The following is a 14,228-nucleotide window of genomic DNA, read 5'->3' on the forward strand; positions in this document are numbered from 1 at the left end:
AGCAAAACCATGAGCCAGGGAAAGCTTGGTTTTCGCTACTCGCTACTCGTATCTCGCAACTGCTTTATCGCACCGCCAGTGCCGTAACTATCTTCCGGTTGGCGGGAATCGCCAGCCCCAGCCGGTCCGCCTGCGTCACCAGCCAGCCATTGATGGCATCGATTTCCGTCTGTGCCCCCCGTTGCCGGTCAGCGCGCATGGAAGAAGTGTTGCCGGCGGTGGCCCGGGCCACGCTTAGCACATTGTCCAGGGAGTGTCCGGGCCACGCCGGGTCCAGTTGTTGCAGCACCTGATCCGCTTCTTCGCAAAGCTGTGTGGCCTGTTCGCGCAAGGCCGGGTCGTCGTTAATACGGCCATTGGGAACATCATAAAGAGCGGTCAGCGGATTGATCACTGCATTCGCCACCAGTTTGTGCCACTGGCGCGGGCGGATGTCGTCCTCCCAGTGCAGGTCGGGCCAGTGTTCGGTCAGTGCGGCAAACCAGGCAGGTGGGGCGTTGCTGCCTCCGAGCCAGGTGGCATTTTCTGCCACTACCGTGTGGTCCGGGTGCTGGCCTTTGACGGCACTGGTGGTGACAGCTTCCAGCGGGTTACAGCCCGGCGGTAACAGGCCATCCAGAGCTCCCAGGCCATTCTGAAAACGCAGCACCTGAGTCTGGGTATCAAGGCGTTGCATCAGCGGTGCCATTGCCTGGCGGGTATAGGGCGTTTTGATCGCCACCAGTAAATGACCGATGCGGTCGGGGAGAGCAGAGGGAGTCAGCACGGGTAACGATAACGCTTGCTGGCGTCCGTCCGGCAGCCAGAGCGTTTTTTCCAGCGGCGACAGGGACCCGCTGCGAACCACGGTAACGTGGTGCCCGGCCCGCGTTAGATACCAGGCCGCCAGCGTGCCCATATTGCCGGCGCCCAGCAGAAACCAGTGGGGGGGAGTGTGTGGCATGTTGTCCAAAGGCAAAGAACTGATTTTTACCACATGAGGGCACAGTGAGCACAGCGTTGACGGGATATTCTTGTCGGCGCGTAGCAATGATGGACGGTGTCAGTGTCGAGTTGCGAGAAGCGAGTTTCGAAAGTCAAAACCCAGGAGCTGAGAAGCCTGGTTTTCACTCCTCGTAACTCGCAACTGGACTGGGCTATCGCGCCGCCAGCGACGCTCCTACGGTAGGGTGGGATGGCAAGGGAGATCGGAGGAGTTCGGTGTTACCGGTCACACATTGGCGGTGGCTGACACAATGCGCCGTTCGCTAAAGGACTGATCCAGCTCGGCCAGAGCCTGCTCGAACATCTGCTCCGCATGGCTAGTGCCTTCAGAGGCGGCGATTGCCATGCTTACCTGCAGACTCAGGAAGCCGGCGGCGGTCTGGTAGGCCCGGTGGTTGAGGCTTTCGTAGAGGCGTCGGAAACCGGTGGGGTCGCAGTGGTCTATGTGGGGTTGCCAGGTGATAAGGGCAAACTGGTCGGTCTGTAATCGGCACAGGTGATCCATGGGGCGCACCGACTGGCGCAGGCGCCGGCTGAACGCCAGCACACCTTGTTGTATCACCTTGTCGCCGCGCTGGGCACGTAGTGCCTCGAAGTCCTCCAGGCGCAGCATCAGCAGGCAGGCGGCGCCGCCCCGTTTTTCCGCTTGCTTGAGGGTATTCTGCAACGCACGCAGGGCATCCTGGCGATTGCCGAAACCGGTAAGCGGATCGATCAGGGCGTGGCGTTTGAGCTGACGGTTCACGGTCAGCATGCGCTGGTAGTCGGTCTGTATCCGGTTGTGGCGCTGGATGATCCGGTCTGCGGCCATGACCCGGTGATGCAGTTGCTCGGTCATGGCGGATTTGGACACAAAATCGTCCACGCCCTGATCAAACGCCTGTTGCAGGGCATCCACCCCCTCGCGGGCGGTGAGAAGCAGCACGTAGGTATAGCGATTGCTGGCTTCGTCGCTTTGACGAATGCGGCGGGTCAGCTCCAGGCCGTCCATGCCGGGCATCAGCCAGTCTGCCACCACCAGATCGGCGGGTTGCTCGGTCAGTTGACCCAGGGCGTCGTGGGCGCTGTGGGCGTGGCGAATGCGGGTGTAGCCGGCAGAGGCGAGGGTGCGATTGACCACCGCCGCCGAGAAGCGGGCATCGTCCACGACCAGAATATCGAGTTCCGAGTGACTCATCCGTGTGTTCTTATTGTTGTTTTTTGTAAGTTACCACTATAGCCGGTTTGTGAATTGATTGAAAAGTATACGGCGAGCCTGTTTCGGTGAATGAGCGGGTCTCAGTGCCTAAAGGCCTCGTGGCGCTGGATCAGATAGATCAGCCCCAACACCGGTACGCCCATCAAGCTGGCCAACAGGAAAAATCCGGGGTAGCCCAGATTATCCACCATGCTGCCCGAGTAGCCGCCAATGGTCTTGGGTAGCAGGGTCATCAGCGAGCTGAAGATGGCGTACTGGACGGCGGTGAAGGAGACATTGGTGAGCTGCGAGAGGAAGGCTACAAAGGCGGCACTGGCGAGACCAGCGGTCAGATTGTCGGCGGAGATCACTGCGTAGAGGATGCGGATGTCATGGCCCGCATAGGCCAGCCACAGGAACAGCAGGTTGGTCGCTACGGTCAGAAAGGCGCCCAGATAAAGCACCCGGATCACGCCGTGACGCATGGCCAGCAGCCCACCCAGGAAGCCGCCGGCAATGGTCATGAACAGACCGAAGGTTTTGACCACCCCGGCAATCTCGTTCTTGGTGAAACCGATGTCCTCGAAAAAGACGTTGGAAATGACGCCGAGCACAATATCCGAGATGCGGTAAAAACCCACGAAAACCAGCAACAGCAAGGCGAGCCGGCTGCCGTAGCGCTGGAAAAAGTCCTTCACCGGGTCCAGATAACTTTCCCGAACCAGCTGCCTGTCATACAGCGGGGTCAATGAGAGCGCCTTGATCAAGGCGGCAACAATGGTAATCGCCAACGCGAGCCGCAGGCTTTCCACCACCAGGCCGGACAGGGCGCTGTTCTCAACAATCTCCGTGAGCGTTTGCCGGAGCGTGCCTGCCGAATCGGCAGTCAGGATATACACCGTCACGAAGGCCGTGATGCCTGCCACGAAGATCGCCAGAAACTTCAGATACTGCCCGCTGGTGTACTGATGGGCGGAGGGGCGAGGGTTGTCCGGTTCGCGAATGATCAGGGTGGTGATGGCGCCAACCAGCATGGTGAGTGCCATGAGGGCATAGGTGGTTTGCCAGGCGGGGTAGCTGTAGGCGTCGCTGGTGGAGCCCAGCCAGCTTGCCAATACCAGCGAGCCTGCCCCGGAGGAAAGCATGCCTATCCGGTAACCGGCGATGTAAGAGGAGGACATGAGTGCCTGTAATTCCACTCCCGCAGATTCAATACGGTAGGCATCGATGACGATATCCTGGGTGGCGGCGGTAAAGCCGAGCATGACCACCGCAAAGGCCATCAGGTTGAGTGCTCCAGGCTGGCTCGGATCGACCAGGGAAATGCTGAAGATGGAGGCGGCCACAGTGAGCTGCGCGACAAGCAGCCAGGCCCGCCGCCTGCCCAGCCAGCGTGTCAGGGCGGGAATGGGCAAACGATCAATCAGTGGCGCCCAGAGAAACTTGAACGAATAGGCCAGTGCCGCCCAGCTGAAGTAGGTGACCGTGGAGCGCTCCACACCCGCCTCGCGCAACCACAGAGACAGGGAGGAGAAGATCAGCAGTAGAGGGATGCCTGCAGAAAACCCGTAAAAGAACATGGTCACTACACGGGGGTGCAGGAAGGCTTTCAGGGATTGCTGCCAGTTGGTCGATTGTGGGGGCATAGGTCTCTTAGCGGGTATTGCCGATTGGCGAAAGACGTATCATAGACACTTTGTCCGCAGCGAGCGATGTGGGTTGAGTGCCTGCCGCGGGCGCACGTGGGTGGCAGGCTGTTGCCTGTCCCTCGGTAGATCAAGCCAACCTGAATGCCCGAGCATGCCAGTTGTGGTTCAGGGGGCTGGAGAAGGGGCGTTACCAGTGAAGAAAGTGCTGTTTGGGTACCCGGTCACCCAGCACGGTGACGTTGTCGTCGAGCAGCCGCTGAATCTGCACCTCCCCGGCTGGCGTGCCCGCCAGAGCAATCCTGCCGTCCCCGCGTAATACCCGATGCCAGGGCAGGCGGGTGTCCTTCGGTAACTGGCTCATTAGCCGGCCCACAAAACGGGCATGGCGGGGAAACCCGGCCTGTCGCGCCACGGCACCATAGCTGCTCACCGCCCCGGGCGGGATGGCGGCAACGATCTGGTAGACGGCGTCTCGGAAAGAAGGATCCATGGGGATCAGCTTCAAGCCACAAGCTTCGAGCTACAAGGAAAACATGAAAAACAAAAAAGGGCAGGCCCGAAGGCGTGCCCTTTTTTGTGGCCAGCACACCATGCTGGCTTGCAGCTTGCAGCTTGCAGCTTGCAGCTTGCAGCTTGCAGCTTGCAGCTTGCAGCTCAGCGCAGCCCGCCATCCATATCGATACAGCGACCGGTGAAGTAATCGGTCTCGAAGATGAAGGCCACGGAACGGGCGATGTGTTCCGCTTCGCCCAGGCGACGCAGAGGCACGGCCTGGATCAGGCGCTCGCGGGCTTCCGGCTTCATGGCGGCGAGCATGTCGGTGTTGATGGTGCCGGGAGCCACCGCGCCGGTGCGGATGTTGTAGCGAGCCAGCTCTTTGGCCCACACCTCGGCCAGGGCAACCACCCCGGTCTTGGCGGCGGCGTAGTTGCTCTGCCCGAAGCTGCCCTGGCGGGCCAGGGAAGAAATGTTGACGATTACCCCTTCCTCGACCCCCAGTTCCAGCATTTTTGCCGCCGCTTCGCGGCCACACAAAAACACGCCGGTCAGGTTCACGTCGATCACCGCCTGCCATTGTTGCAGGCTCATCTTGCTGACTACCTCGCCGTCCTTGGCCTTCACCAGCAGGCCATCGCGGGTGATGCCGGCGTTATTGACCACGCCGTGCAGGCTGCCGAAGTCCGCCACCACGTCACTGAACAGCTTTTCCACTTCCTCTTCTTTAGCCACGTTGGCCAGATAGGCACGTGCTTCACCGCCAGCGGCTTCACAGGCGGCGACGGTGGCGTCCAGGTCTTCCTGGCTCAGGTCCACGCAGGCCAGGCGGGCGCCCTTGCCGGCAAAGTAGGTGGCAATACCCCGGCCCAGGCCTCGACCAGCCCCGGTAACAACAACCACTTTCTGGTTCAGATCCATGGTGATTCCTTGCAATGTCGGTTCACGATGGCCCGGATTATGGTGGGCTGACCCTGCCTGGCCAATGACCGGATTGCTCAGTGACTCACAAAAACGGCAAACGACACTCTCGGGTTGCCCCTCCCGGCAAAGGATTTTTCTTCTCACCCCTTGAAACCTGGCGCTGCGGCCCCACTGCTGTGTCCTGCGGGCGGTCGCGGGACAGGCGCTTTCAAAGGTCACTTTCCCTATTGACTGCTCTGGCATCATTACTATGATTAGCACTCGACTCATTAGAGTGCTAATTGCGACTGTCGAGCTCATCCCATCGGGGAGGAGGCTCGGGTGTCAACTGAACTAACTGGGAGTTTAAGGAAAAATGAGCATCCGTCCTTTGCATGATCGCGTGCTGGTTCGCCGTGAAGAGGAAGAAACCAAGACTGCCGGCGGTATTGTGCTGCCCGGTTCCGCTGCCGAGAAGCCGTCCCGCGGCGAAGTGATCGCGGTGGGTAACGGCAAAATCACCGATAGCGGTGATGTACGTCCGCTGGACGTCAAAGCCGGTGACAAGGTGATCTTCGGTCAGTACGCCGGTAACACCGTGAAGGTGGACGGCGAAGAATTGCTGATCATGAGCGAAGCCGAAATTCTGGCCGTGGTTGAAGGCTAAACGCTGAAGGCTGAATGCCGCAGGCCAAGAGCAAGAACATGAACGCCCGCAAGGGCATTCACCCCATTCCGGGGTAAAGATTTGCAGAGGTAAAGAACAATGGCGAAAGAAATTCTGTTCCGCGACGAAGCCCGTCAACGTATGGCCAAAGGCGTTAACATCCTGGCCGACGCCGTCAAGGTAACGCTGGGCCCGAAAGGCCGTAACGTGGTGCTGGAAAAATCCTTCGGTGCACCGTCCATCACCAAGGATGGCGTCTCCGTGGCCCGTGAAATCGAACTGGAAGACAAGTTCGAAAACATGGGTGCCCAGATGGTGAAAGAAGTGGCGTCCAAGGCCAACGACGAAGCCGGTGACGGCACCACCACCGCCACCGTGCTGGCTCAGGCATTCGTTAACGAAGGCCTCAAGTCTGTCACCGCCGGCATGAACCCCATGGACCTGAAGCGCGGCATCGACCAGGCCGTGGCGGCCGTGGTGGAAGAGCTGAAGAAGCTGTCCACCCCGTGTGACAACACTAAGAGCATCGAGCAGGTGGGTACCATCTCCGCCAACGCCGACAAATCCGTCGGTGAAATCATCGCCCAGGCCATGGAAAAAGTGGGTCAGGAAGGTGTTATCACCGTTGAAGAAGGCCAGTCCCTGCAGAACGAGCTGGACGTGGTTGAGGGCATGCAGTTTGACCGCGGTTACCTGAGCCCCTACTTCATCAACAACCAGGAAAAGATGCAGGTCGAGCTGGAAGACCCCTACATCCTGCTGGTGGACAAGAAGATCTCCAACATCCGCGAGCTGCTGCCGGCCCTGGAAAACGTGGCTAAAGCAGGCAAGCCGCTGCTGATCATCGCCGAAGATATCGAAGGCGAAGCGCTGGCTACCCTGGTAGTGAACAACATGCGCGGCATCATCAAGTGTGCCGCCGTGAAAGCACCGGGCTTTGGTGACCGCCGCAAGGCCATGCTGCAGGACATCGCCATCCTCACCGGCGGTACCGTGATCAGCGAAGAAGTGGGCCTGAGCCTGGAAAACGCCTCCCTGGAAGATCTGGGTACTGCCAAGAAAGTGAACATCGACAAGGAAAACACCACCATTGTTGATGGCGCTGGCCAGCAGGTCGATATCGATTCCCGCGTGGAGCAGATCCGCAAGGAAATCGAGAATTCTTCCTCTGACTACGACAAGGAAAAACTGCAAGAGCGCGTGGCCAAGCTGGCCGGCGGTGTTGCCGTTATCAAGATCGGTGCTGCCACCGAGATTGAAATGAAAGAGAAGAAAGCCCGTGTGGACGATGCCCTGCATGCGACCCGCGCTGCGGTAGAAGAAGGTGTGGTACCTGGCGGCGGTGTGGCGCTGGTACGCGCTCTGGCTAACGTGGGTGTCATCAAGGGTGACAACGACGAGCAGAACGCCGGTATTGCCCTGACGTTCCGCGCGCTGGAAATGCCCCTGCGTCAGATCGCCTACAACGCTGGTGCTGAAGCGTCCGTGATCGTACAGGAAGTGCGCAACGGCAAAGGTAACTACGGTTACAACGCTGCCACCGGTGAATATGGTGACATGCTGGAAATGGGTATCCTGGATCCTGCCAAGGTAACCCGTTCCGCGCTGCAGGCAGCGGCCTCCATCGCCGGCCTGATGATCACCACCGAAGCCATGGTGGCGGACAAGCCGGAAGAAAACGGCGGTGGCGCCCCGGATATGGGCGGCATGGGTGGAATGGGCGGTATGGGCGGCATGATGTAAATCATGGGCTCGTAACACGCTCCAAAGAAAACCCCGCACAAGGCGGGGTTTTCTTTTTTACAGGCAGCGACAAGCTTCAAGCCACAAGCTGCAACGCGACTTGCTGTCCCTGCCAAACCGCTAACGCAGGCGCCGCGCCGCTGACTTGGGAGCGCGGGCACTGTCTGCCAATATCGGTACAATCCCTCCCGCGCCTTGTAGCTTGCAGCTTGCAGCTTGTGGCTTAATACCCTTTCAATGTCAGCCGGTAACTCCATGCAACCCAGAGACAAAAAACTCCGCCCGCACTTCGCCCTGGTGGTGGCCACCATGGTCGTGCTGGGGCTGGCTCACGGCTGGGTGAATCCCTGGCTGGGGTTTGATCGAGCGGCCATCGAACAGGGGCAGGTCTGGCGGTTGTTTACCTGCCATCTGGTGCATCTCAATCACTGGCACATGCTGCTCAATCTGGCCGGCCTGGTGCTATGCGGCTATTTCTTCACGGACCTGCTGGATCGGGTGCGTTTCTGGAGCTGGTTGCTGTTTTGTGGGGTGGCTACTGGGCTGGCGCTGTATTTTCTGGATACCGGTTTGCAGCACTATGTGGGGCTGTCCGGTATCCTCCATGGCTTGCTGGTCTATTGCCTGCTGCAGGGCTGGCGGGGGAATCCCTGGCTGCATTCACTGGTGTTGTTGGTGATCGCCGGGCGAATTGTCAGTGAGCAGCAGGCTGGCTATGACGTGGAATATCTCCGTAGCTGGATCGCCGGGCGGGTCTATGTGAATGCCCACCTGTACGGTGCCCTGGCCGGAGTATTGTTGTTTGGGGGAATAACGGGTGTCGAATACGGCCGAAAACGCAGAACAGGAAACACAGAAAGACAATAAGGCATCAGGGTGCATGACTATCCTGTTTCCCGGGGTTTTCCTGGTGGCAGGCTTGGCGGTGATGTTCTTTGTGGGGCTCAAGCCCGCCTTTCAATACTGGCAGTCCGGGAGCTGGGACAGGGTGCCGGCCACAGTGCTTAGCAGTACGCTTAATCGCAGTTATTCCGACGGCTCCACCACCTACAGTGTCAGCGCTCACTACCGTTATGACTATAACGGGCGCAACTATTCCAGCCATACGGTGAGCCAGTACGGCGGCAGCGATAATTTCGACGATTACTGGCAGCGTCTGGCCAGCCGATTGGAGTCCGCTCGCTCCCGAGGGCGAACCGTCATGGCCTGGGTCAACCCGGCGAATCCGTCCGAGGCTTTTCTGGATCGCACTCTGCGCTGGGGATCGTTGGTGTTTGGCCTGGCCTTCGGCGGCGTCTTTGCACTGGTGGGGGGCGGTTTGATGTTCCTGTTCAACCGGGGCAGCAAGGGCAAGGCAGACTTGGCGGAAGGCGGCCAGTACCACAGCAAGGAAAAATCCGGCCACTGGTTTCTGGTGGGCTTCGGCGCCATCTTCATCCTGCTGCCATCGCCGGCCTATCTGGCGGTCTGGGACAAGGTCAGCCGCGGTGACTATGCGATTCTGATGGTGCTGCTGTTTCCTGCCGTGGGCGCCGGCATTGCTTATGCAGGCTGGAAAATGCGCCGCAACTATCAGTTTTTCGGTCCCACCCCGCTGGAACTGGACCCGGAACCGGGCCATGCCGGTGGCCAGGTAGGGGGCTCCATCCGCCTGGGCAAGGCGTTGTCCCGTGACACGGATATGGAGGTGTGGCTGAGCTGCATCCGTGGCCGGGAGAGCGGTAGCGGCAAGGACCGCAAGACCGTGGAAGACATCCTCTGGCAGACCGACCAGCGTGCCTTGTGCCAGCCTACCCAGCAGGGCAGCGATATCCTGTTCTGTTTCGATGTGCCGGCGGAGCAGCCGCCGTCCTCCGGTAGCGGCCGCAATTATATCTGCTGGCGGGTCGAGCTGGAGGGCGTGGTGGACGGCCGCAAGCTGAAACGAAGCTGGGATATCCCGGTGGTGGCCGGAGAGGGCGACAGTCGTTTCCGTCTGCCGGAGTCCCATGTCATGGCCGACCAGCGTGAGCGGCAGGTGGAGGCGCTGGAATCTGCCAATGAGCAGATCCGGGTGGCGCAGACCGGCCAGGGCCTGCATCTGGAAAGCCGCCCGGGTCGCCACCTGGGTATGAAGCTGGCGCTACTGGTGTTTGGTGGCATCTTCGCCGCTGTCGGCACCGGGCTGTTTATCGCCGCCGCCAGCGAAGGTTTCATGCTGTACTTCATGGGCAGCATTTTCGGGCTGATCGGTTATGCCATTGTCGGCAGTACGTTGTTTACTCTCGGGCGGGGGCTGGACGTATGGATTCGCGGCGGCGAAGTGCGCAGCCTGCGTCGCTGGCTGGGCGTCCCGCTGTTCACCCGCAAGGGCCAGTTGTTGCGGGCAGAGCAAGTGGTGCTGAAGACCGGCATGAGCAGCACCAGCAATGGTCGCCAGACCGAGTACATGACGCTGATCGCCGAGCTGGATGGCAAAAAGATCCGGCTGGCCGAGGGGGTCGCCGGGCGAGAGGCCGGTGAGGCCCTGCGTGAAGCCGTGCTGCGCACCCTGCGACTGGTGTAGAATTCCGGGATACCACAACGACAAATCACCGTAGGAGCCATGATCGCCATACGAGCATGGCTCCTGCAGGGTGAGCTGGATTAGCCACCCGCCAGAGAGAGATAACGATGAGCAAAGACCGCCTGATTATTTTCGATACCACCCTGCGCGATGGTGAGCAGAGCCCCGGTGCCACCATGGATCAGGACGAAAAGCTGCGTATCGCCAAGGCTCTGGAGCGCATGAAGGTGGATGTGATCGAGGCCGGTTTTGCCATCGCCAGCCAGGGGGACTTCCTGTCGGTGAAGGCCATTGCCGACACGGTGCGCGAATCCACCATCTGTTCTCTGGCCCGCGCCAAGGCGTCGGATATCGACCGGGCAGCGGAAGCCCTGGCCGGTGCCGAATCCGGCCGAATTCACACCTTCCTCGCCACCAGCCCGATTCATATGCAGCACAAGCTGCGACTGCAACCGGATCAGGTGGTCGAACACGCGGTGGCGGCGGTGAAGCATGCCCGCAATCACATGGGTGATGTGGAGTTTTCCTGCGAGGATGCCGGCCGTTCCGAGCTGGATTTCCTGTGCCGTATTATCGAGGCGGTGATCGACGCCGGTGCCACCACCATCAACATCCCCGACACCGTGGGCTATGCCATTCCGGAACAATATGGCCATACCATTGCCCAGCTGCTGGCTCGTATCCCCAATGCCGACAAGGCAGTGTTCTCGGTGCACTGCCATAACGACCTGGGTCTGGCGGTGGCCAACTCCCTGGCCGCGGTACAGGCCGGTGCCCGGCAGGTGGAATGCACCATCAACGGCCTGGGCGAACGGGCCGGCAATGCCTCCCTGGAAGAGATTGTCATGGCGGTACGCACCCGCCAGGACCTGTTCAATGTGGACACCGGCATCAATGCCAAAGAGATCGTGCCCACCTCGAAAATGGTGTCGCAGATCACCGGCTTCCCGGTGCAGCCCAACAAGGCCATCGTCGGTGCCAACGCCTTTGCCCATGAGTCCGGCATTCACCAGGACGGGGTGCTCAAGCATCGCGAGACCTACGAAATCATGTCCGCCGAAGATGTGGGCTGGCACACCAACCGCATGGTGCTGGGCAAGCACTCCGGCCGCGCCGCCTTCCGCGCCCGTCTGGACGAGCTGGGCATCACCTTTGCCTCGGAAGCGGCCATGAACGAAGCCTTCCAGCGCTTCAAGGATCTGGCTGACAAGAAACACGAAGTGTTCGATGAAGACCTGCAGGCCCTGGTCAGCGACACCAAGAAAGCCGCCGAGGAAGAACGCTTCAAGCTGGTAGTGCTGGAAGCAACCGCTCGCACCGGTGAAACCCCGGAAGCGCGTATCGTTCTGTTGATCGATGGTCAGGAACGGGAAGCGACGTCCACGGGTGCCGGGCCGGTGGATGCGGCCTTCAAGGCCATCGAGATGCTGGCGGAAAGCCACAGCATCCTGCAGCTGTACTCGGTGAATGCCATCACCGCCGGTACTGACAGCCAGGGTGAAGTGACGGTACGGCTGGAAAAAGGCGGCCGCATCGTCAACGGCCACGGCGCCGATGTGGATATCATCACCGCCTCGGCCAAGGCCTACCTGAATGCCCTGAATCATTTCGCGGCGGGCCTGGAAAGGGCCCACCCGCAGGCGGCGGATGTATGAGTCTCTGGTTGGACGTCGGACCAGCGCGGAGCGCCTTATGAATGAAGCCCAGCGACAACATTATCTGAAAGCCCTGGGCCTGACGCCCTGGGTGGCCAGGGGGCCGCTGCCCGGTGCGGCGGCTTCACCGCTACTGGACTGGGAGGACGAAGAGGACCAGCCGGTGGCGCCGGCATCATCAGCGCCAGCGCAGGACGCTCCCGCGCCGGCCCAGCCGCAGACAGCGGCCCCGGTTGTCAGTGAGGCCCCGGTTCAGGATGCCCCGCAGAGCCCGCCCCCGAAAGCAGCCAGCCAGACGTCGGAACCAGCGCCAGCTGCACCGGCAGTCGCCAGAGGTAAGGGACTGACCTTCACTCTGGAAGCCCATCTGGGCGGCGATATCTGGTTGCTGTGCGCCCAGGAAGATAATCAGGCCCCAGGCCTGGGGCGCTTTGAAGCGCCGCTGATGGCCAATCTGCTTGCCCTGTTTCAGGCTCGCCCCCAGCGTCCACGTCGTTTCTTCTGTCCGCTGACAGAACAGCCCATGCCTGCGCAAGAAGCGTCCCAGGCGCTATCGGCCTTTATTGCCGGCCTGTGTGAGCAGGCTGGTGGTGAAAAGGTATTGTTGTGTTTGCCGGAGGCGCTGTGTGATGCATTGTTTGATCAGCCCCGCTATCAGCCTTTCGAGCTGGGAGGCCGTCGTGCCCTGGTAATCAGCAGCCTGGCAGAAATGTTGGCGGACCCGGCGCAGCACAAGAAGGCCAGCTGGCACGCCATGCAGACCAATGGCTTCCATGGCGAGTGAGCGGACCCGCGTGGCAGCCATCCGCGCCATGGAGCTGGAAGACCTGGACGCGGTGATGGCCATCGAAACCGCCGCTCAGCTTACGCCCTGGAACAGCGTCCACTTTCGCGATTGCCTGGGCAACGCCAATTATCTTTGCCAGGTGGCCACCGTGGACGACGTTCCGGCGGCCTTTCTGATCCTGTCGCGGATCCTCGACGAAACCCATGTCCTCAACATCGCCGTGGCCCCGACCTGGCAACGCCACGGTATCGCCCGGCGCTTACTGCAACAGGCCCTCGACGCCGCTCGTGCCGATGCCATGACTGTTGTCTATCTTGAAGTACGGGAAAGCAATCAAAGCGCCCAGGCACTCTACCGCCAGCTGGGCTTCGAAATCTGCGGCGTGCGCAAGAACTATTACCGCAAGGGGGAAGGACACGAAAACGCGGTGCTAATGCAGTGCCTGCTCACCGGCGGGCATAAATAATCAGCTACATCCTATCTACGACGTCGCTGTAGGAGCGCCTCTTGAGGCGCGAACCGCGCTTGCGCGGAAATCGCCCGCAGGGCGATCAAGAATCCCAAGGCTCGACAGGTTCCAGAAAGAATGGTGGTCAGACCTTGATTTTTATCGCCTCGCTACGCTCGGTTCGCGGCTCGAGAGCCGCTCCTACAGTAGGCAAGGTGCGATTCGAACAACTCTCCGTTACTCCTGAATCGGCATCCAGCCGTTCTCCGAATCCCGGAAGGTAATCACCCGCTGGCGCTGGAAGGTATCGCCCTTCTTGAAGTTGCCATGCTCCATGCGCAGGGCGCTGAGGGTCATGATCATGGCGAAGCGATCCATGCCGGACAGATCTTCATTGCCCTTGATCTTGTCGGTGTAGCCACTCAGATCTTCCCTGGCTTTCAGCTGGTAATCCACTTCCAGGGTGTAGCGGCCGTCGCCGTCGTCGTAACCATTGCGCTTTTCCACATCGGTGACCGCCAGCAGGCCGGACAGGTGAGCGTTGTCCAGTTCCGCTTCCAGCGCTTTACGGGCATCGCCCCCATCCGGTGTACGGCTGCAGGCCGCCAGCAGGGTGGCCAGGAAGAGGGCAGCGAAAGCACGAAGATAAACAGGCATGGTCAGGCATCCTTGTGGTTCTGGAACCGACACTCTAGCACTGCTTTCGGTCCGCGCTGAAGTACCGGGTTGGAAAGGTGGACACCTTCCGGGAAATCCTCAAGGATACAGTGATCAAGGATGGCCATTACGAGGACCGAGCCCGTGTCAGAGAACCTGTATCGTCGACTGTTATTGCTGGTAGCCCTGAGCTTTTGTGTGGTGTTTGCGGTGCTGATCATCCCGCCGCTGCTGGCCAACCCGGATATTATTGCCGCTGCCGCTGGCGGCTTTGTGAATCCCTTTGCGGCGGGCTACGCCACCGATGTAATTCTGTGTTGGGTTGTGCTCGCCATCTGGGTGGTGTTCGAGCGCCAGCGCTATCAGATCCGCGGCGGCTGGCTGGCACTGCTGCTGGGTGTGGTGCCTGGGGTGGCGGTGGGTTTCGCCCTCTACCTGCTGATGCGCCAGCGCCAGCTCAAGGGCTCCGGCATCGTCTGACAGGGAGGCGCTGAGAGCCTGATAAGGGCTCGCAAGGC

The 14,228-nt window shown here is 60.5% G+C and carries 14 protein-coding genes; 8 read left to right on the forward strand and 6 right to left on the reverse strand.

All coding sequences use genetic code 11. The annotated features are described in order from the left end of the window. Positions 1 to 64 precede the first annotated feature (64 nt). The 5 genes from ACFE0K_RS02390 to ACFE0K_RS02410 form a co-directional block, all read right to left on the reverse strand. Positions 65 to 943 carry a ketopantoate reductase family protein gene (locus ACFE0K_RS02390; RefSeq protein ID WP_434534541.1) on the reverse strand — a complete coding sequence of 293 codons (879 nt, stop codon included), beginning with the start codon at positions 941 to 943 and terminating at the stop codon, positions 65 to 67. Between the two features lie 267 nt (positions 944 to 1,210). Further along, on the reverse strand, positions 1,211 to 2,161 hold the full coding sequence (locus tag ACFE0K_RS02395; RefSeq protein ID WP_434534542.1) for a response regulator: 951 nt from the start codon (positions 2,159 to 2,161) through the stop codon (positions 1,211 to 1,213). 101 nt (positions 2,162 to 2,262) lie between these two features. Next, the gene (locus ACFE0K_RS02400; RefSeq protein ID WP_434534543.1) at positions 2,263 to 3,807 is read right to left on the reverse strand and encodes an AmpG family muropeptide MFS transporter; all 1,545 of its coding nucleotides are present in this window, start codon (positions 3,805 to 3,807) and stop codon (positions 2,263 to 2,265) included. Between the two features lie 190 nt (positions 3,808 to 3,997). Continuing rightward, positions 3,998 to 4,300: an MGMT family protein gene (locus ACFE0K_RS02405; protein WP_434534544.1), complete on the reverse strand. Its 303-nt coding sequence runs from the start codon at positions 4,298 to 4,300 to the stop codon at positions 3,998 to 4,000. A gap of 164 nt (positions 4,301 to 4,464) precedes the next feature. After that, entirely contained in the window at positions 4,465 to 5,226 is a 762-nt protein-coding gene (locus ACFE0K_RS02410) for an SDR family oxidoreductase (RefSeq protein WP_434534545.1), read from the reverse strand. A gap of 358 nt (positions 5,227 to 5,584) precedes the next feature. Here ACFE0K_RS02410 and groES point away from each other — a divergent pair, with 358 nt between their 5' ends. The 7 genes from groES (at position 5,585) to rimI (ending at position 13,071) form a co-directional block, all read left to right on the forward strand. Then, positions 5,585 to 5,875 carry a co-chaperone GroES gene (gene groES / locus ACFE0K_RS02415; RefSeq protein ID WP_035249363.1) on the forward strand — a complete coding sequence of 97 codons (291 nt, stop codon included), beginning with the start codon at positions 5,585 to 5,587 and terminating at the stop codon, positions 5,873 to 5,875. A gap of 99 nt (positions 5,876 to 5,974) precedes the next feature. Beyond that, on the forward strand, positions 5,975 to 7,618 hold the full coding sequence (gene groL / locus ACFE0K_RS02420; protein WP_434534546.1) for a chaperonin GroEL: 1,644 nt from the start codon (positions 5,975 to 5,977) through the stop codon (positions 7,616 to 7,618). 255 nt (positions 7,619 to 7,873) lie between these two features. Continuing rightward, positions 7,874 to 8,485, forward strand: coding sequence for a rhombosortase (rrtA, locus tag ACFE0K_RS02425; RefSeq protein WP_434534547.1), 612 nt, complete (start codon positions 7,874 to 7,876; stop codon positions 8,483 to 8,485). A gap of 13 nt (positions 8,486 to 8,498) precedes the next feature. Further along, entirely contained in the window at positions 8,499 to 10,163 is a 1,665-nt protein-coding gene (locus tag ACFE0K_RS02430) for a DUF3592 domain-containing protein (protein WP_434534548.1), read from the forward strand. A 107-nt stretch (positions 10,164 to 10,270) separates the two neighbouring features. After that, positions 10,271 to 11,818 (forward strand): 2-isopropylmalate synthase, encoded by a 1,548-nt coding sequence (locus ACFE0K_RS02435; protein WP_434534549.1) that lies wholly within the window; start codon positions 10,271 to 10,273, stop codon positions 11,816 to 11,818. A 37-nt stretch (positions 11,819 to 11,855) separates the two neighbouring features. Beyond that, complete coding sequence (locus tag ACFE0K_RS02440; protein WP_434534550.1) at positions 11,856 to 12,602, forward strand: hypothetical protein; 747 nt, start codon at positions 11,856 to 11,858, stop codon at positions 12,600 to 12,602. Further along, complete coding sequence (gene rimI, locus ACFE0K_RS02445) at positions 12,583 to 13,071, forward strand: ribosomal protein S18-alanine N-acetyltransferase (RefSeq protein WP_434534551.1); 489 nt, start codon at positions 12,583 to 12,585, stop codon at positions 13,069 to 13,071. The genes ACFE0K_RS02440 and rimI overlap by 20 nt, the downstream gene beginning before the upstream one ends. 219 nt (positions 13,072 to 13,290) lie before the next feature. Here the strand turns inward: rimI and ACFE0K_RS02450 are convergent, their stop codons facing one another. Then, positions 13,291 to 13,710, reverse strand: coding sequence for a hypothetical protein (locus tag ACFE0K_RS02450; protein WP_434534552.1), 420 nt, complete (start codon positions 13,708 to 13,710; stop codon positions 13,291 to 13,293). 144 nt (positions 13,711 to 13,854) lie between these two features. Here ACFE0K_RS02450 and ACFE0K_RS02455 point away from each other — a divergent pair, with 144 nt between their 5' ends. Beyond that, positions 13,855 to 14,190, forward strand: a complete 336-nt coding sequence (locus tag ACFE0K_RS02455; protein ID WP_434534553.1) for a DUF2834 domain-containing protein — start codon at positions 13,855 to 13,857, stop codon at positions 14,188 to 14,190. The last annotated feature ends 38 nt before the right edge of the window (positions 14,191 to 14,228 follow it).

This window comes from Alcanivorax sp., assembly GCF_051117345.1.
Lineage (GTDB): Bacteria > Pseudomonadota > Gammaproteobacteria > Pseudomonadales > Alcanivoracaceae > Alcanivorax.